The 24613-nt window shown below is 55.7% G+C and carries 27 protein-coding genes and 1 tRNA gene; 5 read left to right on the forward strand and 23 right to left on the reverse strand.

Features of this window, described 5'->3' with window-relative positions; genetic code table 11:
* Positions 1 to 525: 525 nt before the first annotated feature.
* Positions 526 to 993: a cupin domain-containing protein gene (locus AACY26_RS11980; protein ID WP_339514280.1), complete on the forward strand. Its 468-nt coding sequence runs from the start codon at positions 526 to 528 to the stop codon at positions 991 to 993.
* Between the two features lie 143 nt (positions 994 to 1136).
* Here the strand turns inward: AACY26_RS11980 and AACY26_RS11985 are convergent, their stop codons facing one another.
* Positions 1137 to 1391 carry a DUF2790 domain-containing protein gene (locus AACY26_RS11985; RefSeq protein ID WP_339514282.1) on the reverse strand — a complete coding sequence of 85 codons (255 nt, stop codon included), beginning with the start codon at positions 1389 to 1391 and terminating at the stop codon, positions 1137 to 1139.
* A 308-nt stretch (positions 1392 to 1699) separates the two neighbouring features.
* Here AACY26_RS11985 and AACY26_RS11990 point away from each other — a divergent pair, with 308 nt between their 5' ends.
* Positions 1700 to 2272, forward strand: a complete 573-nt coding sequence (locus AACY26_RS11990) for a nucleotidyltransferase family protein (protein WP_339514284.1) — start codon at positions 1700 to 1702, stop codon at positions 2270 to 2272.
* A gap of 103 nt (positions 2273 to 2375) precedes the next feature.
* On the opposite strand, the gene AACY26_RS11995 is transcribed toward AACY26_RS11990, so the two are convergent.
* The 4 genes from AACY26_RS11995 to dapA form a co-directional block, all read right to left on the reverse strand.
* Entirely contained in the window at positions 2376 to 2633 is a 258-nt protein-coding gene (locus AACY26_RS11995; RefSeq protein WP_339514286.1) for a DUF2790 domain-containing protein, read from the reverse strand.
* Positions 2634 to 3126: 493 nt separating this feature from the next.
* The gene (locus AACY26_RS12000) at positions 3127 to 3996 is read right to left on the reverse strand and encodes a phosphoribosylaminoimidazolesuccinocarboxamide synthase (RefSeq protein ID WP_339515136.1); all 870 of its coding nucleotides are present in this window, start codon (positions 3994 to 3996) and stop codon (positions 3127 to 3129) included.
* Between the two features lie 131 nt (positions 3997 to 4127).
* A complete protein-coding gene (gene bamC, locus AACY26_RS12005) occupies positions 4128 to 5246 on the reverse strand; it encodes an outer membrane protein assembly factor BamC (RefSeq protein ID WP_339514288.1) in 1119 nt (372 codons plus the stop codon).
* Between the two features lie 17 nt (positions 5247 to 5263).
* Positions 5264 to 6142 (reverse strand): 4-hydroxy-tetrahydrodipicolinate synthase, encoded by an 879-nt coding sequence (gene dapA, locus AACY26_RS12010; RefSeq protein WP_339514290.1) that lies wholly within the window; start codon positions 6140 to 6142, stop codon positions 5264 to 5266.
* 517 nt (positions 6143 to 6659) lie between these two features.
* On the opposite strand from dapA, the gene AACY26_RS12015 reads away from it, so the two are divergent.
* Positions 6660 to 7217, forward strand: coding sequence for a glycine cleavage system protein R (locus AACY26_RS12015; protein ID WP_010484923.1), 558 nt, complete (start codon positions 6660 to 6662; stop codon positions 7215 to 7217).
* A 47-nt stretch (positions 7218 to 7264) separates the two neighbouring features.
* Positions 7265 to 7738, forward strand: coding sequence for a peroxiredoxin (locus AACY26_RS12020; protein WP_339514293.1), 474 nt, complete (start codon positions 7265 to 7267; stop codon positions 7736 to 7738).
* Between the two features lie 86 nt (positions 7739 to 7824).
* On the opposite strand, the gene AACY26_RS12025 is transcribed toward AACY26_RS12020, so the two are convergent.
* Positions 7825 to 8904: an AI-2E family transporter gene (locus AACY26_RS12025; RefSeq protein WP_339514295.1), complete on the reverse strand. Its 1080-nt coding sequence runs from the start codon at positions 8902 to 8904 to the stop codon at positions 7825 to 7827.
* Positions 8905 to 8963: 59 nt separating this feature from the next.
* Positions 8964 to 9215, reverse strand: a complete 252-nt coding sequence (locus tag AACY26_RS12030; protein WP_339514297.1) for a sulfurtransferase TusA family protein — start codon at positions 9213 to 9215, stop codon at positions 8964 to 8966.
* A gap of 302 nt (positions 9216 to 9517) precedes the next feature.
* Between AACY26_RS12030 and AACY26_RS12035 the strand changes: the two genes are divergently transcribed.
* Positions 9518 to 10951, forward strand: a complete 1434-nt coding sequence (locus AACY26_RS12035) for a M48 family metalloprotease (protein WP_339514299.1) — start codon at positions 9518 to 9520, stop codon at positions 10949 to 10951.
* A gap of 184 nt (positions 10952 to 11135) precedes the next feature.
* Here AACY26_RS12035 and nadA read toward each other — a convergent pair whose 3' ends face one another.
* The 16 genes from nadA to aspS form a co-directional block, all read right to left on the reverse strand.
* Complete coding sequence (gene nadA, locus AACY26_RS12040; protein WP_339514301.1) at positions 11136 to 12194, reverse strand: quinolinate synthase NadA; 1059 nt, start codon at positions 12192 to 12194, stop codon at positions 11136 to 11138.
* 294 nt (positions 12195 to 12488) lie between these two features.
* Positions 12489 to 12564: transfer RNA gene (locus tag AACY26_RS12045), tRNA-Lys, on the reverse strand.
* 57 nt (positions 12565 to 12621) lie between these two features.
* Positions 12622 to 13296: a 7-cyano-7-deazaguanine synthase QueC gene (queC, locus tag AACY26_RS12050; protein ID WP_339514303.1), complete on the reverse strand. Its 675-nt coding sequence runs from the start codon at positions 13294 to 13296 to the stop codon at positions 12622 to 12624.
* 73 nt (positions 13297 to 13369) lie between these two features.
* Positions 13370 to 14017: a 7-carboxy-7-deazaguanine synthase QueE gene (gene queE / locus AACY26_RS12055; protein ID WP_339514305.1), complete on the reverse strand. Its 648-nt coding sequence runs from the start codon at positions 14015 to 14017 to the stop codon at positions 13370 to 13372.
* A 178-nt stretch (positions 14018 to 14195) separates the two neighbouring features.
* A complete protein-coding gene (gene ybgF, locus AACY26_RS12060) occupies positions 14196 to 14990 on the reverse strand; it encodes a tol-pal system protein YbgF (RefSeq protein ID WP_339514307.1) in 795 nt (264 codons plus the stop codon).
* Between the two features lie 6 nt (positions 14991 to 14996).
* Positions 14997 to 15494 carry a peptidoglycan-associated lipoprotein Pal gene (gene pal, locus AACY26_RS12065; protein ID WP_087516229.1) on the reverse strand — a complete coding sequence of 166 codons (498 nt, stop codon included), beginning with the start codon at positions 15492 to 15494 and terminating at the stop codon, positions 14997 to 14999.
* Positions 15495 to 15561: 67 nt separating this feature from the next.
* Positions 15562 to 16860 carry a Tol-Pal system beta propeller repeat protein TolB gene (tolB, locus tag AACY26_RS12070; protein ID WP_339514310.1) on the reverse strand — a complete coding sequence of 433 codons (1299 nt, stop codon included), beginning with the start codon at positions 16858 to 16860 and terminating at the stop codon, positions 15562 to 15564.
* On the reverse strand, positions 16857 to 17870 hold the full coding sequence (gene tolA / locus AACY26_RS12075; protein ID WP_339514312.1) for a cell envelope integrity protein TolA: 1014 nt from the start codon (positions 17868 to 17870) through the stop codon (positions 16857 to 16859). The genes tolB and tolA overlap by 4 nt, the downstream gene beginning before the upstream one ends.
* Positions 17870 to 18322, reverse strand: a complete 453-nt coding sequence (gene tolR / locus AACY26_RS12080) for a protein TolR (protein ID WP_339514314.1) — start codon at positions 18320 to 18322, stop codon at positions 17870 to 17872. Before tolR ends, tolA begins: the two co-directional genes overlap by 1 nt.
* Before the next feature lie 141 nt (positions 18323 to 18463).
* Positions 18464 to 19159, reverse strand: coding sequence for a protein TolQ (tolQ, locus tag AACY26_RS12085; protein ID WP_339514316.1), 696 nt, complete (start codon positions 19157 to 19159; stop codon positions 18464 to 18466).
* Positions 19160 to 19161: 2 nt separating this feature from the next.
* Positions 19162 to 19614, reverse strand: coding sequence for a tol-pal system-associated acyl-CoA thioesterase (ybgC, locus tag AACY26_RS12090; protein ID WP_445261300.1), 453 nt, complete (start codon positions 19612 to 19614; stop codon positions 19162 to 19164).
* 98 nt (positions 19615 to 19712) lie between these two features.
* Positions 19713 to 20774: a Holliday junction branch migration DNA helicase RuvB gene (gene ruvB, locus AACY26_RS12095; protein ID WP_339514318.1), complete on the reverse strand. Its 1062-nt coding sequence runs from the start codon at positions 20772 to 20774 to the stop codon at positions 19713 to 19715.
* Positions 20775 to 21380 (reverse strand): Holliday junction branch migration protein RuvA, encoded by a 606-nt coding sequence (ruvA, locus tag AACY26_RS12100; protein ID WP_339514320.1) that lies wholly within the window; start codon positions 21378 to 21380, stop codon positions 20775 to 20777.
* Positions 21381 to 21404: 24 nt separating this feature from the next.
* Entirely contained in the window at positions 21405 to 21929 is a 525-nt protein-coding gene (ruvC, locus tag AACY26_RS12105; protein ID WP_339514322.1) for a crossover junction endodeoxyribonuclease RuvC, read from the reverse strand.
* A gap of 71 nt (positions 21930 to 22000) precedes the next feature.
* Positions 22001 to 22750 carry a YebC/PmpR family DNA-binding transcriptional regulator gene (locus AACY26_RS12110; protein WP_339514324.1) on the reverse strand — a complete coding sequence of 250 codons (750 nt, stop codon included), beginning with the start codon at positions 22748 to 22750 and terminating at the stop codon, positions 22001 to 22003.
* 58 nt (positions 22751 to 22808) lie between these two features.
* Complete coding sequence (gene aspS, locus AACY26_RS12115; RefSeq protein ID WP_339514326.1) at positions 22809 to 24584, reverse strand: aspartate--tRNA ligase; 1776 nt, start codon at positions 24582 to 24584, stop codon at positions 22809 to 22811.
* Positions 24585 to 24613: the final 29 nt, after the last annotated feature.

Consider the following 24613-nt stretch of genomic DNA (forward strand, 5'->3'; position numbering starts at 1 on the left):
AATAGCCTGAGCAACCCCTGATAACTCAGGACTGGAATTACCCTTTATTAGCTATTTATCTGTGAAACACAGATCCCAGATGCCCTACTAGTTGAAGAGCAGGACGCTGGGTTGACTGAGATTGACTCAAAATATGGCACATAGCCATGATTAATTCTCGCCTCATGCCCTGCCACGCTTTATCATTCAGCCCCAAAGCCTGCAGGTATCGCACCTACCGCTCGATTCACCTCCGGCAACCGATGGATCTCGCCCCAAGGACATTTCATGCCTGGTTTCTTCCGTGCACTCGCACGCCTGTTACCCCTTTCCTACCACCCTGCCCTTGCCTGCTGCGAATAGCACTGCAACACATGGCGGACTCATCTCCGCCACAAGGGACACGGCCATCAACCCTCCCTGCCCAGCGAGGTAAATACCGAACGTCTGGAACTGAAGGCAAATTGAAGGCAATATGCCCGGGCCTGCTATAGCCTAGGCGAGTGACCCACGGATGATGTTTTGACTTTACAAGGAATGTACCCAATGAAAATTGCTTCTATCATTGCGACCTGTGTGCTCGCTCTTTCGCCTGCAATCGTATTCGCTTCCGGTTGCCCCAAAGGCAAGGAAGGGCCAACCCCCTTCAAGCCAATCACTGAAAACAGCGGTTCGCTCGACGTGCAAATCTACAGCCAAACCGACCTCGGCAGCGAAGCGATCAAGGCAGAGGGCTGGCGTTTCCGCGCACGGACAATCGTTTTCGGTAAGGATGCCGTGGCTCAACTTCATTCCCACGACAAGCGCCCCGAGACAGCGGTGATGAAGCACGGCACGGTAACGGTCTACGAAGAGAACTGCACCGTCAGCTATGAGATGAAAGAGGGTGATGTCTACCAGTCTGGCCACGGCGACGCCCATTGGGTAGTAAATAAAAGTGGCGCACCTGCTGTCATGTTTGTGGTCGACCTTGTGAATGAAGATACCTTCCCGGGGTCCCATGACAAGATGTAAGGCGGCCTATTGTTTGCGCAGCCGATCAATCCCGATAGTTACGCCCGCCCAATCTGGGCTGGGTAAACGCTTGGGATCCTAGGGATCAAACAAAAAATGCAGAACGCTAGGCGTTCTGCATTTTTGTTGTAGCGGTACATGGCTTAACCCGAAGAGTCTGCGCCGCCAAGCTGGAGAAACTGCAGTTTGTGCACTTTACCCTGGCTGTCTTGGTACACCATGATGACCGGGACCACACCGCGTAGCTCGCTGACATCGGTCAAGGAAATAACTTTGGCTACATCCAGCTTGTTACCGTATTCGTACTGAACAGGCTGGATATCTTCATGGTTTTGGTTGGCAAAGGCTGCAGGGGCCAAGCTAAATAATATTGCTGCAAGGGCGGTAGTCGCTTTCATCTGGTTAACTCCTGAATCCATTCATTGGGTGTTTCTGAGCCGGTTCTTGTGTTGCCTGAGCGCCGGCTTGCATTAATCACTCGTTACGTGCCTATAGAGGTAAATGGCTATTTGAAATTACAGAACAAACCTCCAAAGGCGATGACTGGTAGCGGCAACAGTCCAGCGACCTATTTTTCCCAGCCAGATCCAACATTTGCTGGTACCTGTAAACCTGCGATAGGACCGCCCCGCAAAACGCGGTCGAACTTAGAGCTAATCGATTGCTGCGACTATTAACAATCCCGCCCCCGAGCAAGGCGCAGCCAATGGACAATGCATCAAGACTCCAAGCATTACTTGCATCTGACCCCTTCCGCTGGCGCCTGCTGGAAATGGTGCATTCCCTGGCTTTACCCGATTGCTGGATAGCGGCGGGCTTTGTCCGAAACGCTGTTTGGGATCACTTGCACGGCCGTGCGCCTGGCGCAGTCTCAACCGATATCGATGTCATTTGGTTTGATCCGCAGTGCTGCTCGCCCGAGGAGGACAAGACTTTGGAAGCCAGGCTGCGTAAGCTGGATGCGTCGGTTAGCTGGTCGGTGAAAAACCAGGCAAGGATGCATGTTCGTAACGGCGATGAACCTTATCTTTGTGCAACCCATGCCATGCACTTCTGGCCTGAAACCGCAACGGCAACAGCGGTAAGGCTGGGCAAAGATAAAACCTGCGAAATAGCAGCGCCCTTTGGGCTTGATGATCTATTTGGCTTGGTGCTTAGGCACACATGGCGGTTTGCTGGAGAGAAAAATGCCATCTATCAAGAGCGTTTGAAAACCAAGAACTGGCTGGCAACATGGCCTTTGCTTGAGCTTGCATCAGAACCGTCCACTGCCGACTAGGCATGTACAAAGGCCCGACTCTGGGCGCGGCTTAAACAACAGGCATAAAAAAACCGGAAGCAAACGTGCTGACGTTTGGCTTCCGGTTGTGGTTACGCATGGCTTAACCCGATGAGTTCGCGCCGCCAAGCTGGAGAAACTGCAGTTTGTGCACATTACCTTCGCTGTCCTGATACACCATGGTGACTGGGACAACACCGCGTTGTTGGCTGACGTCGGTCAGCGAGATCACTTTTGCCACGTCCAATTCGGTGCCGTACTGGTATTGGACTGGTTCAACTTTTGCGGCACTGCTGGTGCTGGCGAATGCAGCCGGGGCCAGGCTGAGTAGTGCTGCTGCGAGGGCAATGGAAGCTTTCATCTGGGTCACTCCTGAGTAAATTAAATGGGTCATGTTCAAGCTTCTACCGGGCCGGTCCAGGCATTCTGGCCTGTGGGTTGTGGCTGGTAGTTGCTGGGTACGGGGTTAGTTAAACACCCGCGGGTTCGCCAGAGAAATTGACCTGAATGGTACTAAATATTAGCGCGATAAATAGTTTCAGGTAATCGTTCCAAAACTATCTATAGAGACTGAATATAAATATTCCTGCGAGTCATAAGCCGTGCAAATCGCTAACAACGCACCTGCACTGAGTTTCTCTGTACTGCTAGATAGAGTCGTGACTGCGCCAGACATTACAAATCGACACCATCCGCAGCAGGTATGTTCAGAGGTTCGACGCCTAGCAGCGCACAGTTCCAGGCCAAGAAAAGGCTCTAGCGCGAAAGGTTCAGAGTTATCAAGCGGTGCTGCGCTGTGCCAAAAATCGCCCACAAAAAAGGGCGCCGCAGCGCCCTTTTGACCAATTAAGCAACTAAGCCGTCAGCTTGGTCAGTGCTTCGCGGTATTTGTCGGCAGTCTTTTGCGCAACATCCGCCGGGACCGCTGGCGCTGGGGCTTGTTTATTCCAACCGGTGGACTCCAGCCAGTCGCGTACGAACTGCTTGTCGAAGCTGGGTGGATTGCTGCCTTCAACATAGCTTTCAGCTGGCCAGAAGCGGCTTGAGTCAGGTGTCAGCACTTCGTCCATAAGGGTCAAGGTGCCGTCTTCATCGAGACCAAATTCAAACTTGGTATCGGCGATGATGATGCCGCGTGTGGCTGCATATTCAACAGCAGCGCTGTACAGGGCAATTGCAGTGTCACGAACCTTGAGCGCCAGCTCGTCGCCGATAATCGCCTGGCACTGTTCAAACGAAATGTTCTCGTCGTGATCACCCACTGCCGCCTTGGTCGAGGGGGTGAAAATAGGGGCAGGCAACTTGGATGCTTCTTTCAGGCCAGCAGGCAATTGAATGCCGCAGACGGTGCCGCTTTTCTGGTATTCCTTCCACCCGGAACCGGCAATGTAGCCACGTACAATCGCTTCTACCGCCACGGGCTTGAGACGCTTGGCAACCACCGCACGCCCTTCAACCAGCGGCAACTCGGCTGCGCCGACTACATCTTCAACCTTGTCGCCAGTGAAGTGGTTAGGCACCACGCCCGCGAGCTTGTCGAACCAGAAATTTGAAATCGCGGTAAGGATCTTGCCTTTCTCTGGGATCGGCTCGTCAAGAATGACGTCGAACGCCGAGAGACGGTCGGTTGCGACCATCAACATGCGCTTGTCATCAATTTCATAGAGGTCGCGGACTTTGCCTGAGTAGATTTTTTTCAGGCTGAGGGTCGCAGGCGTGGTCATGTCGGAGTTTCCGTCTTGAACAAACGAAACAGGCGAAACACGGGTTTCGCCTATCGGTTTCATGCGGGCTGCGGCTGCAGCCCTATTCGGTGTCTAAATCATGTGGCCAGCAAGGCCGCACAATGTTCGGTTTAACCCAGGTTATCCTGGATCAGCCCGAGGATTTTGCGCGAAACGTCTTCAGGTGCAACCGTGTTCACGTCTTTCTCGACCGACACTTGGACACTGTCGCCAACTGTTGTCAGGCGCACTTGGTAACGTTCAGCACGTGCGTCGATTTCTTCCTGATCAGGTTCGCTGCCAAACAAGCTAGCGAAGAAGCCAGGCTCCTCCTCTTTGGACTTGGCGCCTTCCGCAAGGTTGATGTAGTAAACACCCAAGCTACGGTTAAGGTCGTCGATGCGCACGTCAGCCGAATCCAGCGAGCGGCCCACGCCTGACCATGCACGGTCGAAGTCCGAACTGAGGTTGAGGATCGGGTTGCCGTTGCCGTCTTGCGACAGGCTCACGCGGCTTGGTGCGTCGTAATCACGCGCAGCCAGCAGCGATACAGAACCACCTTGGTCAGTGCTGCGCGCCATGCTTACTAGCATTTCATCGAGCAAGGCGGCATCAAGGCTTTCATTGATGCTTTTCTCGGTGAAGGCCACATCGGCAGTGCTACCGGCAGAACGCTCGGCACTGACAACGAAGATTTCACTGGTGTTGCGTTGCACACCTGGTTCGATGCGCACCCGGACACGGGTTTCGGCATCAGGCGTGGAGCCAGACACGCGAGTGCTCAGGCGACGCGCCATGGCTGGCGAGAGGTCTTCAAAACGCTGCCAGTCCGTGGTGAACTCGCCGGTTTGCGGACGCTCACTGGCGATACGAAAGCCATTGGACTCATAGAACTGACGCGCCACTGGCCAGACTTCAGCAGGCACACGCTGCGCGACAATCCAGCGCGAGCTACCGCTCTTCTGCAAGCTGAACTCACTGGCGTCTGCCTGAACCTGCAGCTGTTGAGGACGCGGTACGTCGTACTCGCCTTCGACGTTTTCCGTAGCCACTTGCTGCGGGATAGGCAGCAATGGGTCCAGCGGCTTGCTGTTCACATCAGCCGGAAGCTGCATTGGCGCAGTCTGGCGGGCGGTAAGGTAATCGCTGCCGCGATCACGGAAATAACCATCTTCGCCCCAGATCCAGCCGCAACCGCTGGTACTGGAGATAATCAAGGCAAGTGTTGTAAGTCCGGCCAGTCGCTTCATGCGTAGTAATTCCTCAATTAAACCAATACGCCGCACTGGCGCAGGGCCTGACGCAGCGGTTCATGACAGCGCGGGCTGAGCCAGGTCAGAGGCAGACGGATACCGTCTGGCATCATGCCCATCTCATGCAGTGCCCATTTGACTGGAATCGGGTTGGATTCAATGAACAGATTCTTGTGCAGTGGCATCAAACGATCGTTGATGGCACGGGCAATAGCCGCTTCACCACGCATGGCCGCAGCGCACAGGTCGCTCATGGCACGCGGCGCAACGTTGGCGGTGACCGAGATATTACCTTTGCCGCCCAGCAGCATCAGCTCAACCGCGGTGGCGTCATCGCCCGAATAAACCAGGAAGTCTTTGCTGACGCGATCAATAACTTCTTTGGCACGTTGCAGGTCACCTGTGGCTTCCTTGATACCGATGATGTTGTCGATCTTCGACAAGCGCTCAACGGTCTCGGGCAGCATGTCGCAAACGGTGCGACCCGGCACGTTGTAAAGAATTTGCGGGATCGCAACGGCTTCAGCAATGTGGCGGAAATGCAGGTACAAGCCTTCCTGGGTCGGCTTGTTGTAATAAGGGGTCACCAGCAAGCAGGCATCTGCGCCGACGTCTTTGGCGGCGCGGGTGAGTTCTACCGACTCGCGCGTGGAGTTGCCGCCCGTGCCAGCGATCACCGGGATGCGCCCAGCTACCTGATCGACAACGCGACGGATCGCCTCAATGTGCTCAGACACTTCCAGCGTCGCCGACTCACCAGTGGTGCCGACCGCGACGATGGCATTGGTGCCTTCTTGCAGATGGAAATCCACCAGTTTGCTCAGGCTATCCCAGTCGAGATTACCTTGTGCATCCATAGGAGTGACCAGTGCCACCATACTGCCCGCAATCATGCAACCGCTCCTGCCGAAAAAAGAGAGCCGTAATGGTACTGGCGCTATGAGCCTTGCACAAGCGAAGTGCTTGGGTTACCGGCCAGTGGATGCAACTCACCACAGGCTTACTCAAGCGCCACGCCCAGCGTTACGGGCTTGAAACTGCCGAAACCCAGCAAGATCAGGGTTAATTATTGTGATTCTTACAACCTGAAAAGCTCAACAAAAGACCGGCCTGCCTGGCAAAAAGCGTTAAAAAACTCGCTTAGCTGCTGCAAATGAACCATTTGCGCTGTCTCATTGATTATCACACCCTGTCTGGCGATGGATTTTTCTGAGGCTTACCAGGCAAATGGAACAGCGGCCATATGCGCTTTTATCAATATGACCGACTGGATATGGATTCGCTCAAGTCGCCAGGTTGGGGAGCGGTTATTGGAGGAGTGATTCCCCTCGGCAGCGCTTTTCGCTACCCTTCCGTCTTTGAGCAACGTTGTGTAAGAAAAATTGCTCACTCATTGTTTAGGAAGGCTGCATGTCCCCCCCCTCAGTACGCGAACAATTCCTCGTTATTAGCGCGCTCGGCCCTAACGCCATGGAGCTGACCAACGTCCTGTGCCGGACCAGCCACGAGAACCGCTGTGCCGTGATCAGCACACGCTTGAGCCGACACGGCGAGTTCAGCGCACTGGTGCTGCAAATCACCGGCAGTTGGGATGCCCTCGCCCGCCTGGAGGCGAGTTTGCCGGCGTTGTCCAAAAAGCACAGCTTTACCGCCAATGTCATTCGCAGCGCGGCTACCGAGAACCGGCCCCAGGCCTTGCCTTATGTAGCCTATGTCAGCTCGGTGTATCGCCCGGACATTCTTAACGAACTGTGCCAGTTCTTTATCGACCACAATGTCGAGCTGGAGAACCTGACCTGTGACACCTATCAGGCTCCGCAGACAGGCGGCACCATGCTCAATGCCACATTAACGGTCACGCTGCCCGCCGGTACGCAAATCAGCTGGCTTCGCGACCAGTTCCTCGACTTTGCCGATGCGCTCAACCTTGATGCCTTGATTGAGCCTTGGCGCCCACAAAACCCTTAAAACCAGCTGTGTAGCCACTTTGCAGAGGTTTTTCCCAGGAGACTTGTATGACCGTGAAGATTGATGCCCCGGTAACCGACTTCCAGGCCCAGGCCACCAGCGAACAACAGGTTCAGCTGTCCGCGCTCAAGGGCAAGCAAGTGGTGGTCTACTTCTATCCAAAGGACAGCACGCCCGGCTGCACCACTGAAGGCCAGGGTTTTCGGGATCAATTTTCCGAGTTCCAAGCCGCCAACACGGTGATATTTGGGGTTTCCCGCGATGGTGTTAAATCGCATGAGAACTTCAAGGCCAAGCAAGGCTTCCCCTTTGAGCTGATTTCAGACAAAGACGAAACCCTGTGCAATCTGTTCGATGTGATCAAGCTGAAGAAGCTCTACGGCAAGGAATACATGGGTGTAGACCGCAGCACCTTCCTGATCGACAAAGACGGTGTGCTGCGCCAGGAATGGCGCGGGGTTAAAGTTCCCGGTCACGTTGATGCGGTGCTGGCGGCGGCACAAGCGCTGAATAAAGCCTGACCTACTGGGCTCAGCCACAAGCTGGTGCTCAAAACTAAAAAGGCCACTGATGCAGTGGCCTTTTTTGTGCGCAGCGATTGGCAACACTAAGCGCAAGGCTGCGGTGGCGCCTCGTTGCTCTCAACGCGTGGCCAGGCATCCAGTAGCGCCTTGAACAGGGTTGCCAACGGGATCGCAAAGAACACGCCCCAGAAGCCCCACAAGCCGCCAAACAGCAACACCGCGCAGATAATGGCAACCGGGTGCAGGTTAACCGCTTCTGAGAACAGCAAAGGCACCAGCACATTGCCATCAAGCGCCTGAATGATCGAGTAGACCAGCATCAAGTAGAGGAACTGGTCACCGAAGCCCCACTGAAACAAGGCAATCAGCGCCACCGGCACCGTCACCACGACCGCTCCGATGTACGGCACCACAACCGACAAGCCCACAGCCAGCGCCAGCAGCGCCGGATAGTTGAGACCCAGTGCAGCGAAGGCAATGTAAGTGACAACCCCGCAAATGATGATCTCAATCACCTTGCCACGAATGTAATTGGCAATCTGCTTGTTCATTTCAGTCGCGACCTGGCTGATCAGCGTACGTTCCTGTGGCAGATAGCCACTGAACCACTTGCCGATAACTTCACGGTCCTTGAGAAAGAAAAACACCAGAATTGGCACCAACACCAGGTAAATCATCACCCCAACCAACACCGGCAAGCTCGACAACGAGAACGACAAGGCCCATTGGCCGAACTTGCCTGCACCACCGCGCAACGACTCGATCGACTGCACGACCTGTTGCTCGGTGACTAACCCGGGATAGCGCTCGGGCAGCATCATGAACAACGTTTGCCACTCGCCCAACATGCGCGGCAATTCGTTGAACAAGGTACTGAGCTGATGCCAGAGCAGCGGCATCAGCACCAGGATAATCAAGCCCAAGCTGCTGACAAATAATGCAAAGACCAGCCATACCGCGATTATATGCGGCACGCGCATGCGCTCGAGCGCACCGACCATGCCCTGCATTAGAAACGCCAAGACCAGCCCCGTCAGTACAGGCGCGAGCATGCCGCCCAATGTCAGGATCAAGGCAAAGCCGACAACCAGCAAAACAGCCAGCACCACCGCCTGCTCATCGGAGAAATAGCGGTGCAGCCAATCACGTAAAACCTTAAGCATTAATAATCCTTGATCAACCGATAATCAGCAGCATCTTCACCAGCCAACCCAATGCCGTCTCAGGCTTTGCGTAGCCAATAGCAATAAACCCCGTCCACCACAGTTTCATGCAACAAACCGTGCCCGGCCAGCGTAGCGAAAGCGCGAAAATCGCGCTGTGAGCCAGCATCCGTTGCTATCACTTTGAGCACATTGCCACTTACCAGTTTGTTCAACTCAAGTTTGGCTTTGAGCAGCGGCATCGGGCAGTTCAAACCGCTGGCATCCACCTGCGCATCGTAGGCTGGCGGCGAATTTTGTACATCACTCATCAAACTATCTCCAAAATTCTGCCGAAAACATGCGCCATATCTTTACTGCTTGTTTCATGATCAACAACATTGCTGTTGACCTGCAGACGCATGCACAGCGGCAGGAGACGCAACATACGCGATGTGATCCACGCTTGCCATGCTCAAGGCGGTGTTTGATCAGGTGGATGTGATGGGCCTGGCTCATTACTTCGCGGCAACAGCGATATCGGCGCACTGGCCAGCGCGGTTTCCCGCGCCACTGGTCATAGCAACCTGATCACAGCTACAGTATGGGCACCAGAAAACCAAGAGCACCTTGAATGAATTTCCTGCGCCCAGCCCTTTTGACGCTCGCCTGCCTGTCTGCCTCCGCCCAGGCTGCCAACGACTTGCCGTCACTGGGAGACGCCAGCTCGGCCATTGTCTCACCCCAGCAGGAGCATCAGCTAGGTCGAGCGTGGCTGAGCCTGCTTCGCGGCCAGGTAAGCCAATTATCCGACCCGCAACTCAAGGACTTCGTCGAGACCAGCGTCTACCGGCTCAGCGAAAGCAGCCAACTGAATGATCGGCGCCTTGAGTTTGTTCTGCTGAACAGTCCGCAGATCAACGCATTCGCCGCACCCGGCGGGATTATCGGGGTCAACGGCGGCTTGTTCCTCTATGCCGAGACTGAAGCCGAATACGCCTCGGTGCTGGCACACGAATTGGCCCACTTGTCGCAACGCCACTTTGCCCGCGGCCTGGAAGCCCAGCAACGCATGCAACTGCCGGTGATGGCGGCGATGCTGGCAGGGATTGTCGCTGCAGCAGCAGGCGCAGGTGATGCAGGTATTGCGGCGATCGCCTCGACCCAGGCAGCGGCCATCCAGGAACAACGGCGTTTTTCCCGGCAAAACGAAGCTGAAGCCGATCGCATCGGCATTATCAACCTCGAAAAAGCCGGTTACGACCCCAAGGCCATGCCGACCATGTTTGAGCACTTGATGCGTCAGTATCGCTATGACCGCATGCCACCGGAATTTTTGCTCACTCACCCGGTGTCTGAGTCGCGTATCGCCGACACCCGCAACCGCGCAGCGCAGTTGCCAAGCGGCGGTAAGAAAGACAGCCTGGAATACCAGTTGATGCGCGCTCGGGTGCAACTGTTTTATGAAGGCACACCCGGCTTGGCGGCAAAGCGCTTTCGCGCCGAGCTGAGCGAAAACCCTAAAAACGACGCGGCCCGCTATGGCTTGGCCATCGCGCTGATCAAGGGTGGACGACAAAAGGAAGCCGGCGAGATTCTTGACCAGTTGCTGAGCAAGTCGCCCAAGTCAATTCCCTACAACCTCGCCCAGGTTGACCTGGATATCGTAGCCAGCCGCTTGAGTGATGCTCAAACCCGTCTGGAGCGGATGCTCAGGGATTATCCAGACAACTACCCACTGAATCAGGAGCGTGTCGACCTGATGATCCGCCAAGGCCGCACTCAAGACGCCGAGAGCAAGCTCAACGCCCTGCTCAAGTCACGACCGAAAGATCCTGACGTCTGGTATCAAGTTGCAGAAGTACGCGGCCTGAGCGGCGACAGAATCGGCCTGCACCAGGCTCGCGCTGAATTTTTCGCCTTGGTTGGCGACTACAAGCAGGCCATTGAACAGCTCGACTACGCCAAACGTCGTGCAGCCAACAACTTCCAACTGGCTTCACGGATCGACGCCCGCCAACGTGAGCTGGCCGAAGAGAAGCGCATGATCGATGAAATGCTCAATTAAGCGGCCAACGACTATGCACTCAACAGGAAGTGCAGCTCGTTGACAGCAAGGGTGTATGACAAAGCGCCATATACCCTGCCCCGCATGGCGGACAACGCGAAGCTTATCCGCCGCGCCACCGGCAAGTCACTCAGCCATAAGCGCGGCGCGTTAACAGCGGTTGTGCATGAAGCCCTTCCCACCTTTAGGCGTTACCGGACAACCTCATTCGCGCCGCCTTGGTAAAATCAAGCATGCGCGTCAGCGGCTTGATCGCCTTGGGAATCAGCGCTGAATCGACAAAGATTTCATTGCTGCCTTCACGCAGGCAATTGAGCGTACGCTCAAGGGTGTTCATCGCCATCCACGGGCAATGCGCGCAACTGCGACATGCCGCGCCGTTACCGGCGGTTGGCGCCTCGACGAATTCTTTATCAGGGCACAGCTGCTGCATCTTGTAGAAAATACCGCGGTCGGTTGCGACAATGAATTTCTTGTTCGGCAGGCTTTGCGCCGCCGCAATCAACTGGCTGGTCGAACCAACGGCATCCGCCAGCTCAATCACCGCAGTCGGTGATTCCGGGTGAACCAGCACTGCAGCGTCCGGGTACAGCGCCTTCATGTCTTCGAGCTGCTTGGCCTTGAACTCTTCGTGGACGATGCAGGCGCCGTCCCACAACAACATGTCGGCGCCGGTCTTGTTCTGGATATAGCGCCCCAAGTGCTGATCCGGTGCCCAGATGATCTTTTCACCGTTGTCCATCAGGTGCTCGACGATCTCGACCGCGCAGCTTGATGTCACCACCCAATCGGCACGGGCTTTGACTGCTGCCGAGGTATTGGCGTACACCACCACGGTGCGTTCAGGATGCTGATCACAAAAAGCAGCGAACTCATTGATCGGGCAACCCAGGTCCAGCGAACACGTGGCTTCCAGCGTTGGCATCAGCACGCGCTTTTCAGGATTGAGAATCTTTGCCGTCTCGCCCATGAATTTAACGCCCGCCACCAGCACGGTTTGGGCTGAATGCTGGTTACCAAAGCGTGCCATTTCAAGCGAGTCAGAAACACAGCCGCCCGTTTCTTCGGCCAGCGCTTGCAGCACCGGATCACAGTAATAATGCGCAACCAGCACGGCGTTCTGCATTTTTAGCTCCGCGGCAATTTCAGCGCGATAAAACGCCTCTTGCTCGGCGGTCAGTGGCGCCGGTTGCTTGGCGTCTAGGTGCGCCTGAACCAGAAGGCGTTCGGAAATCTGCGTCATGTCATCAGGCCCTGTAGCGGTCTATCAGCACGGGATTCAAGTATACCCCCGCTGTTGGCAATACAAGCGCCGACAGAGAGATGTACAAGCGGAGAAGCTGGGGCGGGCCTGTTATCTTCAGGCCTCGGCGCATTTATGCGGCGGGCATAATATCGCGTTCAGGCAACTTTGCTCAAACCACTTGATCTACATAGCCAGCGCACAAACAAAAGACATAAAAAAACCCGAGGTTCTGCAAGAGAACACTCGGGTTTTCGTCCTTTACAGCCAAGCAATCTGACTATGAAGGCAATATGGTGGGTCGTGTGGGATTCGAACCTACGACCAATTGGTTAAAAGCCAACTGCTCTACCAACTGAGCTAACGACCCGTTGCGGAGGCGCATAATACTGATTTCACTCAGTAATTCAACCCTTTAACGCATTTTTTAGGCATATAGGGTTGGATCGGCGACACCAGCAGCGGTAAATCCCTCGCTGCGCAAGCGACAACTGTCGCACTTGCCGCAGGCTCTACCCTGGTCGTCTGCCTGGTAGCAGGACACGGTCAAAGCGTAGTCCACACCATGGGCAACCCCGGCCTGAACGATTTGCGCCTTGCTCATGTTTTGCAGCGGCGCCTGTATGCGAAAGCCATTGCCTTCCACACCAGCCTTGGTCGCCAGGTTGGCCATGCGCTCGAATGCTTCGACAAATTCGGGGCGGCAATCAGGATAACCCGAATAGTCCACAGCATTGACGCCGATAAAAATATCGCGCGCACCGAGCACCTCGGCCCAGCCCAGCGCCAAGGACAGGAATACAGTGTTGCGCGCAGGCACGTAGGTGACCGGAATGCCTTCAGACGGCGCCTCAGGCACATCGATGCTGTTGTCAGTCAGTGCCGAGCCACCCATGCCATTGAGGTTCAAGCCAATAACCTTGTGCTCGACAACGCCCAACTGCTGCGCCACCCGCTCCGCAGCCTGCAACTCTGAACGATGGCGCTGGCCATAATCAAAACTCATGGTGTAGCAGGCATAACCCTCGGCCTTGGCCAAAGCGACAACGGTTGCCGAGTCGAGGCCGCCGGAAAGCAGGATTACTGCTCGTTTGATGCTCATATAAATTCCTCGCGCCATTATTAGCGACGCCATGCTCAGGTTAAGATTTGCAGCAACGGCTTAACAACGCAGGTCAGCGGCCTTGCTCGTCATTCCAGAGAATCTTGTGCAACTGCAACTGCAAGCGAACCGGCAAATTGTCGGCGACTATCCAGTCAGCCAGGTCACGCGCAGAGACTTGATGATGGCTGGGCGAGTACAGCACCTCACCAGCACGCTGATCGAGCCGATACTGGATCAGTTTAGTGGTCGCCCAGTCGTAGTCTTCACGGGAGCAAATGACGAACTTGACCTGGTCATTCGGGGTGAGCAGGTCGATGTTTTCGTAACGGTTTCGCGCCACTTCGGCCGAGCCCGGGGTTTTAAGGTCCAGGACCTTGCTCACACGCCCGTCAACCGCCGAAACGTCAAGGGCGCCACTGGTTTCCAGCGACACCTCAAAACCGGCGTCACACAGGCGCTCAAGCAATGCGATGCAGTTTGGCTGAGCCAAGGGTTCGCCGCCGGTGACACAAACGTATCGCGGTGAGTAGCTGGCGATTTTTTCGATGATGGCGTCAAGCGACATCAGCTCGCCGCCATTGAAGGCGTAGGCAGTGTCGCAATATTGACAACGCAGGGGGCAGCCGGTCAGGCGCACGAATACTGTGGGTAAACCAGCAGTACGCGTCTCCCCCTGCAGCGAGAAAAATATCTCGGTGATGCGCAGGGTCTTTTGCATATAAGCCACGGGCGTAACAGCTAAACAGGCTGTCCGCCTCCGTTGCGGGAAAGAAAGCGACTATCGATTATCAATAGCCGCAAGGACAAGCACAGTTAGCCTGTCCACCAATAAAAACGCCGTGCTCGATCTGGGCACGGCGCTCTTTTTACAATTTTAACAAATAAAAGGGTGCAGGTTACATCCGCTGCAGGTTGCGTTGAGCAAGCTGTGCTGCGGAGGAGTTCGGAAATTGCGCAATCACTTGCTGAAAGGTGCGCTTGGCCTTGTCCTGATCGCCCAGACGCTGCTCAACATCGCCCAGCTTGAACATTGAGTCAGGCACCTTGCTGTGCTGCGGGTATTTCTGCCCTACATCGGCAAACGCCTGGGCGGCGCCTTGCAGGTTACCTTGGGCCAGATTGACTTCGCCTAGCCAATACTGCGCATTACCGGCGTATTGGCTTTTCGGGTACTTGCGCAAGAAGGCGCTGAACGCCTGGTTGGCTTTATCAAAGTCCTTGGTTTTGATCAGATCGAAGGCAGCGTCATAAAACAGCTTTTCCTTCTCTGGATCGGGCTCACTCGCGCCCGCTGAAGCATTATTATCGCTTGGTGCCGCGCCAGCACTGCTGTCGCCACCTGCGGAGGAATTCTGTGTGGCTGCAGCACCAGCTGCTCCACTGCTCAGCCGCTGATCAAGATCCTTGTAGCGTTCAAGGTTTTCTTGCTTCATGCGCTGAATATCGTTTTGCTGCTCTTCAAGCATGCCGCGCAGCCGACCGATTTCGTCCTGCATTTGCTGCAACTGATTGAATAGCATGCCCTGTGCAGAGGCCGGAGCTTGCGCTCCGCCTCCTGCATAGGCGCCGGACGTCCCATAACTCGGCGCTGGATAGCTGCCCGAGTTATTGTCCACAACTGGAACCTCAGCCCAGGCCACAAGTGGCAGGCTGAGCGCGAGTAGGCTTACGAGACGTCGGCACTTTTGCATATCGAATTACTTACGCAGTTCGACGCGACGGTTCTGAGCCCACGACTGTTCGTCGTTGCCAGTCGAAACTGGACGTTCTTCGCCGTAGGAAACCAGTTCCAGCTGAGCAGGAGAAACGCCCTGCAGAACCAGGTAGCGTTGAACGGCTTTCGCACGACGCTCGCCCAGAGCCATGTTGTATTCACGCGTACCGCGCTCGTCGGTGTTGCCTTCCAGAACGACGCGAGCGCCATTGCCTTTCAGGTCTTTAGCGTGAACGTCCAGAGCGCGCATGGCTTCTGGCTTCAGGTCCGAACTGTCGTATTCGAAGTAGAAAGTGGTGATAGCGCGCAGAGCAGCTTCTTCGCTCATGTTGCCGTCAACCGAACCGGCGTCTGCACCGTAACCAGCGTTAGGATCGATTGCGCCTTCGCCAGCAGTGTCGCCGCCTTTCGAAGAACAACCAACAGCAACAGCCAGAGCCAAGCTCAGCGCAGCAAACTTACCAAATTTCAGCATTTCCATCATATAGCTCCTAATGAACCCCAGTGTGTTAAGCAAAATTGCAAAGTAACAAATGTACAACGCCGCATCAGTTCAGGTAGGGGGACCAGGAAGGCTCTCGAACTTCGCCTTGAGCGGTAGGAAGAGGGAGCCTGACGCGACCATTTACGGACGCTAACATCAAGACTCCCCGACCCTGCTGGCGGGTTGCGAAGATTATCATGGTGCCATTAGGCGCAACAGTGGGTGATTCATCCAAATTTGTAGATGAAAGTATCCGCACGTTTCCGCGCTGCAGGTCTTGTGCCGCTACTTTGAAGTTGGTGAAGCCTTCTTGGCGATGAATCATGACCAAGGTTTTCTCATCAGCAGACAGTTTTGGATTGGCGTTGTAGTTACCTACGAACGTTACTCGTTCAACTGAACCACTATTGATATTGGTTTTATAGATCTGTGGTTTGCCGCCACGATCCGATGTGAAGTAGATGGTTTGACCATCTTTACCCCAGAAGGGTTCGGTATCAATACCAAACTGGTTGGTCACCCGGCGCAGGGACTTGGACGCCATGTCCATCACGTAGATTTCCGGGTTGCCATCTTTGGACAGAACAAACGCCAGGCGATTGCCATCCGGAGACCAGGCTGGAGCGCCGTTGAGGCCTTCAAAATTAGTGATCTGCTCACGGCGACCGGTATCAATGTGCTGGACGAAAATCCGCGGGCGACGCTGCTCGAACGAGACATAGGCAATACGCTTGCCATCCGGCGCGAACGACGGCGACAGTATTGGCTCACGCGACTGCAGCAAGGTCACCGCGCGCGCACCGTCATAGTCGGAGCGTTGCAGGGTGTAGCGCGTATTGTCTACCGAGAAGCGCTCAGCCGTCACATAAAGCAAGCGGGTCGAGAACGCGCCCTTGACGCCGGTGAGCTTCTCATACGCCTGGTCGGAGATGTAATGCGCCATGTCGCGCAGCTGATCAGTCGTACCGCCAACAGTACCGGTCATCACCTGCTGCTCAGTGGCCACGTTGAACAGAGCGTACTGCACCTGGATACGACCACCGGCTGGCACCATGCTACCGACCAGAACATACTGCGCGTTGACAGCTTTCCAGTCGCGGTAGATCACTTCGCTGGCCTGGGTCGGCTGGCTGATCATGTTTTGCCGGGGAATGGGCTCGAATACACCTGAGTTGCGCAGGTCATTGCCAACGATCTCGGCAATATCATCAGGCAGCACACTGCCGCCCTGCCATCCAAAAGGCACCACCGCAATTGGCGTAGCGCGGTCTGTACCGGTGCTAATGACCAGTGGATCAGCCGCCTGTACTGCGCCGACCATCATGGTCAAACTCAGTAGAACGATACGCATCAGGGTATTCACAGATCTAAATCCTCCGGTTTGAAGATGGCGCGACGCTTACGGTACTGGCTGTCAAACGTTGCACGATCAAGTTGTTGCATCTCAGAGATACGGCCGACGTTACGTACGGCTTGTACGGCTGAATTATCAAAAGGTGCGTCGCCACTCGAGCGCGACACACTGGCATTAGTGATGGTGCCATCCGGCAACATCTCTATCAGCACTTCAACACTCATTCCATTACGTGCCGAAGGCGGACGACGCCATTGTTCACTGACCAGCTTGACGATCAAGTCATCAAGGTTGCCAGCCACTTTATCACCGACTTCATCAGCCAATGCCTGCTGGTGGCCCACATCATCGGAGAGCAACTCAGCCAGGGCAGCAGCTTTTTTATCCTCTATAGCTTTGCGGCGCGCCTCTTCGGCGGCCTTTTTCTTCTTGGCATCATCAGCGGCCTTTTTCTTGGCGTCTTCTGCTGCCTTCTTTTTCTTCGCATCTTCAGCCGCTTTCTTTTTCGCGTCCTCAGCTGCTTTTTTCTTGGCCTCTTCTTCCGCCTTTTTCTTCTTGGCGTCCTCAGCCGCTTGTTTCTTGGCGGCTTCATCGGCCTTCTTGGCTATTTCAGCTTTTTTCGCTGCATCAGCCTTGGCCGCTTCGGCCTTTTTGGCCTCGTCCGCCTTCTTCGCGACTTCGGCTTTTTGAGCCTCGTCCGCTTTCTTTTGTTCCGCAGCCTTGGCCGCCGCTACTTTCTGCTCTTCGGCTTTCTTTTGCTCCAGCTGCTCAGTCTCGTACTGCGGAGCTGCTGTTTTCTTCTTTTCACCGGCAATTTTCTGATTGGTCTGGGTGGTCGCCTGACTCTGCGACTTAAGCTGATACAGGGTCGCCTGAACAATCGGCTTGGCCGGTGGAAGATCCGGGGCAAAAGCAAAACTGACAAACAACATGCCGAACATCAGCGTGTGCAGGGTTACTGCCCAGACGATCGGCCAGAAATAGCTTTCCGAGGTGGAACGCTCACGTTGCTCGCGCATCACGGGGCCTCGGTAATCAGCCCGACGTTACCCACGTCAGCCTGCTGCAAACCACCCATGGCAGCCATCACCGTGCCGTAGTCGACCGATTTATCACCGCGCACGAACACTTGGACCTGCTTACCCTGACGGCGGCTTTCATTGATGATCGCCGTAACCGCCTTGGTCATGCCGTCGAGCGAGACGGCTTGATCCTGCACGGTGTCGGTGTCGACTTCCGCGCCCATGTTCCAGTAATACGACTTGTCGGCCTTGATCGAGATCGTCAGGACCTTGGCGTCGTTGTCTTGCGGCAAAATCTGGCTGCTGACCTGCGGCAGATCGACCTTGACCCCTTGATTGAGCATCGGCGCAGTCACCATGAAGATAACCAGCAGCACCAACATCACGTCGATGTAGGGCACCACGTTCATCTCGGCGACCGGCTTGCGTCTGTTACGAATTCTGGCCATCGCTTAAAAACCTATCGAGTGAGCCAACAGCTAAACCAGCCCTTGGCAGAATACCGCGTCAGCATTGAGTGGTTGGCGTGCGGTTATTGCCCGCCTAACCCTCGCTAAACAGCTGACGCCCGCTATCAAATCAACTGGCGGTCAGTCTTCTGTTGTATGTACTTTACGGTGCAGGATCGCGTGGAATTCGTCAGCAAAAGTGTAGTAACGCGCAATAAACATCTCACCACGCGAAGCGAAGCGGTTGTAGGCAATTACCGCTGGAATCGCGGCAAACAGGCCGATTGCAGTCGCAATCAATGCCTCGGCGATACCTGGCGCTACAGTCGCCAGCGTGGCTTGCTGCACCTGAGCCAAGCCGCGAAAGGAGTTCATGATGCCCCACACAGTACCAAACAGGCCGATATACGGACTGGTGGAGCCGACGGTGGCGAGGAACGGCAAGCTGGTTTCGAGCTTCTCTTCTTCACGCGAGATAGCCACGCGCATGGCGCGAGCCACACCGTCCATGACGGCATCGGGGTCAACATTTGGCTGTTGCCGCATGCGCGAGAACTCTTTGAAGCCGGCGCGGAAGATCTGCTCCAGGCCTGAGTCCGGGTCAGGGTTACTACCGGCCTGACGATACAGCTTGGACAAATCGATACCCGACCAAAAACGCTCCTCGAACGAGTCAAGCGCACGCTTGGCAGCGCGAAGCATGGTGGTGCGCTGGAAAATCATGATCCAGGAGGTGACCGATGCGGCCACCAGGGTCAACATTACCAACTGAACAACCAGGCTGGCATTGCTGATCAAACTCCACATCGACATGTGGTCAACGGCGTTGGCTTCCACGCTTACTCTCCTGCTGTAGATGTACCCGCGCCGCTCTGCTCAGCAAAGGCTGCACGCAAAGCTTCGGGAATGGCCCGGGGTTTCAAATTGTCGGCGCGCACACAGGCCACCAAAAACTGCCCTTCACAGAGCAGCACATCATCCGCAGCCCGCCTGACTTGTTGACGAAACTTCAAGCTGGCACGGTTTAATTCAATCACTTGCGCAGTTACTGATAGTTCATCGTCGAGCTTCGCCGGTGCGTGATAGCGCACTTCAGTCGAATGCACGACGAATAACAGGCCCTCACTTGCCAGCGTAGATTGGGAAAACCCCAGATCTCTCAGCCGTTCGGTGCGAGCCCGTTCCATAAACTTAAGGTAATTGACGTAGTAGACGATACCGCCGGCATCAGTGTCTTCGTAATAAACCCGACAATGATGAGCGAACGGCTGAACTCCGTTTTGCGCGCGCATACTGTAGTGCTAGCTCCTGCTCTTGCCAATTGGGTAAAGCAAATATATTTTCAATCACCTAGCCCCTTCACCGCCCCATCAGCCGACGGCAAGCCCGGTTATGCAATCGAGTCCCCGTCAACACTGAACAGATCCGCGGCGGGAAGTTCCCCCATGCGCTTGGGCGCATTGAGCCCAAAGTGCAAATAAGCATGTCGTGTGACGACTCGACCCCGCGGGGTACGCATGATGTAGCCCTGCTGGATCAAATACGGCTCCAGCACATCTTCAATGGTGTGGCGTTCCTCGCTGATCGCCGCCGCCAAGCTATCAACCCCTACCGGACCGCCATCGAACTTCTCGATCATGGTCAGCAACAGGCGACGATCCTGATGATCAAAGCCACGCTCATCCACATCCAGCAAGTTGAGCGCCAAATCGGCAACCTGGCGACTGATATCGCCATTGCTGCGCACTTCGGCAAAATCACGCACACGGCGCAGCAAGCGGTTGGCGATACGCGGCGTACCACGGGCGCGACGCGCGATCTCGAAAGCGCCCTGGGTTTCTATGGGCAAATTCAAAATACCAGCAGAGCGGGTAACGATAGTCGCCAGATCATCGGTGTTGTAAAACTCTAGACGCTGGACGATGCCGAACCGGTCACGCAGCGGATTGGTCAACATGCCCGCCCGCGTGGTCGCGCCGACCAGAGTGAACGGCGGCAAATCAAGCTTGATCGAGCGCGCTGCCGGACCTTCACCGATCATGATATCGAGCTGGAAATCTTCCATTGCCGGATACAGGACTTCTTCGACAATTGGCGAAAGCCGGTGAATCTCATCGATAAACAGCACATCGCCTGGCTCAAGATTGGTCAACAACGCCGCCAGATCACCCGGCCGCTCAAGCACCGGGCCCGAGGTACTTTTGATCGACACGCCCATTTCCTGGGCAATGATATTGGCCAGCGTGGTCTTGCCCAGGCCCGGCGGACCAAATATCAGCGTATGATCCAGTGATTCCTTACGCCCCCTGGCCGCCTGGATAAACAGCTCCATCTGCTCGCGCACGCTCGGCTGGCCGATATATTCGGCAAGCGTAAGCGGACGAATCGCACGATCGACCTGTTCATCGCGATCGCGCGTGCTGGCGGTAATCAGGCGGTCAGCCTCTATCATTTAAACCATTCCTTTCAGGGCGCGACGGATCAAGTCTTCACTGCTCAAACCATCTTCTTTGATGGCCGAGACCGCACGACTGGCTTCTTGCGGCTTGTAGCCCAGCGAGATCAATGCACTTACCGCGTCATTCTCGGCACTTGGTGCAGCCGCACCAGCCGCTGGCGTCACCACCAGAGACGTCATGCCTGGCAGGGTTTCCCAGGCCTTGAAGCGATCCTTGAGCTCGACCAGCAAGCGTTCTGCAGTCTTTTTACCAACGCCGGGGATTTTCACCAGCGCCGAGGTATCTTGCGCCTGGACACAGCGCACCAACTCGTCGACCTCAAGCCCGGACATCAACGCCAGCGCCAGTTTGGGGCCTACGCCGTTCAGCCGGATAAGCTCGCGAAACAGCTCACGCTCACGCTTTTCAAAGAAGCCATACAACAACTGCGCATCCTCACGCACGACCAAATGGGTGTGCAGCGTCAGCGGCTCGCCCACTGAAGGCAAACGGTACAACGTTGTCATGGGTACTTCCAACTCATAACCCAGGCCATTCACATCCAGAATCAAATGCGGCGGTTGTTTCTCCGCCAAGGTGCCGCGTAAACGTCCGATCACCGTTAAATCCTTAAAAAATTCAAACTACAAACGAAGGCGCCCGCCACGTCGTTTAGCACCGGCCAGACCATGGGGAATAAGACTTTGACGATGATGGGCATGGCACAAGGCAATGGCCAAGGCGTCTGAAGCGTCAATCTGTGGTTTTTTTACCAGCTTGAGCAAGTGCATGACCATCATTTGCACCTGCTCCTTGTCTGCACCACCCGTGCCAGCGATGGCCTGCTTGACCTGGGTTGCAGTGTATTCGCTTATATCCAGCCCCGCCTCGACCCCCGCGACAATCGCCGCGCCACGGGCCTGACCCAGCTTGAGCGCAGAATCGGCGTTGCGCGCCATGAATACCTGCTCGATGCCCATCGTCACCGGGCCATAGGTTTCGATCACCTCGCGCACGCCGCGAAACACAATTTGCAGGCGCTCGGGTAGCGGGCCATTGCCTGTACGAATACAGCCCGAGGCAACATACTCGCAGGTGCGCCCGGTGTCGCGCACCACACCGTAGCCGGTGATCCGTGAACCTGGGTCTATCCCTAGAATCAGTGTCATAACAGCAGGCTCTCAGGTAACAACAAAACGCCGATCAATTAAAAAAGCCGGAACTTACTCCGGCTTTTTCATTACCCCAACTGGGCCATGACGTCGTCAGGAATCTCGGCATTGGAGTGGACATTCTGCACATCGTCCAAGTCTTCAAGCATATCGATCAACTTAAGCACTTTCTGCGCCGTATCGACATCCTCAAGCGTCGAATAGGTGGATGGCAACATCACCACCTCCGATTCCTCAGCTTTATAGCCCGCCGCCGTCAGCGCTTCACTCACCGCGATAAAGTCGACAAACGCAGTAAACACGTCAATCGAACCATCATCGTTGGTCACAATATCATCAGCACCCGCCTCGAGAGCCGCCTCCATCAGCGCCTCCTCTTCCAGGCCCGGTGCAAAACTGATTTGCCCCTTGCGCTCGAACATATAGGCAACCGAACCGTCGGTGCCGAGATTACCGCCGCACTTGGTAAAGGCATGACGCACCTCGGCGGCCGTGCGGTTGCGGTTGTCGGTCATGGCCTCAACGATGATGGCCACACCGCTTGGCGCGTAACCTTCGTAGCTGAGTTCCTCGACTTTCTCACCGTCCGTCGAACCCACGCCACGGGCAATGGCGCGATCAATGGTGTCACGCGTCATGTTTGCGGTCAGGGCCTTGTCGACGGCCAGACGCAGGCGCGGGTTGTCTGCCGGAATCCCACCGCCCTGACTTGCTGCAACTGTCAGCTCACGAATAAGTTTGGTAAAGATCTTGCCGCGCTTGGCGTCTTGACGCCCTTTGCGATGCTTGATGTTTGCCCACTTGGAATGACCCGCCATAACAACTCCGCTTTCTATTACTTATGGGCGCCCACTTAACGCGGGCGCCCAATGTTTATTACTCAGCCTTTGGCTGCTCACGCAGGCGAATGTGCAGTTCGCGCAGCGCTTTGTTATCGACCAGACCCGGCGCTTGCGTCATCACGCAGGCAGCACTTTGGGTTTTCGGGAAGGCAATCACTTCACGAATCGACTGCGCGCCAGTCATCAGCATGACCAGACGATCCAGGCCGAATGCCAGGCCACCGTGCGGCGGCGCACCGTACTTCAGCGCATCGAGCAGGAAGCCAAACTTCTCTTCCTGTTCAGCCGCTTCGATACCCAGCAGGCGGAACACAGCTTGCTGCATTTCCTTACGGTGGATACGGATCGAACCGCCACCCAGCTCAGTGCCGTTAAGCACCATGTCGTACGCACGCGACAGCGCGGTGGCCGGGTTGGCCTCCAGCTCTTGCGGGCTGCACTTGGGCGCGGTGAACGGGTGATGCAGCGCGCTGAAGCTGCCGTCGTCGTTCTCTTCGAACATCGGGAAGTCAACCACCCACATTGGCGCCCACTCGCAGGTCAGCAGGTCCAGGTCAGTGCCCAGCTTCAGGCGCAGCGCGCCCAGGGCCTCGCTGACGATCTTGGCTTTGTCGGCGCCGAAGAAGACGATATCGCCATCAACCGCACCCACGCGATCAAGGATCACATTGAGGTTTTCCAGCGGGATGTTTTTCACGATTGGCGACTGCAGGCCTTCTACACCGCTGGCGCGGTCGTTGACCTTGATGTAGGCCAAGCCGCGAGCGCCGTAGATCCCTACAAACTTGGTGTAGTCGTCGATCTGCTTGCGCGGCATGCTCGCACCGCCCGGAACGCGCAGCGCAGCAACGCGGCACTTAGGATCATTGGCCGGGCCGCTGAATACCTTGAATTCAACGTCTTTGAGCTGGTCTTCAACATCAACCAGCTCCATTGGGTTACGCAGATCCGGCTTGTCCGAACCATAACGACGCATGGCTTCGGCAAACGTCATGTGCGGGAACTCGCCAAACTCGACGTCAAGCACCTCTTTAAACAGCTGGCGCACCATCTTCTCGGTGATGCCCATGATGTCTTTTTCATCGAGGAAGCTGGTCTCGATGTCGATCTGGGTGAATTCCGGCTGGCGATCGGCACGCAAGTCTTCGTCACGGAAGCACTTGGCAATCTGGTAGTAACGATCAAAGCCAGCAACCATCAGCAACTGCTTGAACAACTGCGGCGACTGCGGCAATGCGAAGAAGCTGCCGGGGTGGGTGCGGCTAGGCACCAGGTAGTCGCGCGCACCTTCAGGAGTCGCACGGGTCAGGATCGGCGTTTCTACGTCGAGGAAGCCATTTTCATCGAGGTAACGACGGATGCTGGTGGTAATGCTCGAACGCAACTTCAGCTTGGCCGCCATTTCAGGGCGACGCAGGTCGATAAAGCGATAACGCAGGCGCGTTTCTTCGCCCACATCAGAGTATTCATTGAGCGGGAACGGCGGTGTTTCAGCTTCGTTCAGCACTTCCAGCTCATAGCCGAGCACTTCAATCGCGCCAGAGGCCATGTTTGAGTTGCCTGCACCAGCTGGGCGCAAACGCACCTTACCGGTGATCTTGACCACAAATTCGCTGCGCACCTTGTCGGCGACAGCAAAGGTTTCAGCACGATCAGGATCGAACACTACCTGAGCCAGACCTTCACGATCACGAATATCGAGGAAAATAACCCCGCCGTGGTCACGGCGACGGTGAACCCAGCCGCAAAGGGTAATTTCCTGACCGTCCAGGCTCTCGTTCAACTGGCCGCAATAGTGGCTGCGCATCATGATGGTAATCGCTTCTCTTGAGTCTTGAA

The sequence above is a fragment of the Pseudomonas sp. RL_15y_Pfl2_60 genome (assembly GCF_963970595.1).
Taxonomy (GTDB): Bacteria; Pseudomonadota; Gammaproteobacteria; order Pseudomonadales; family Pseudomonadaceae; genus Aquipseudomonas.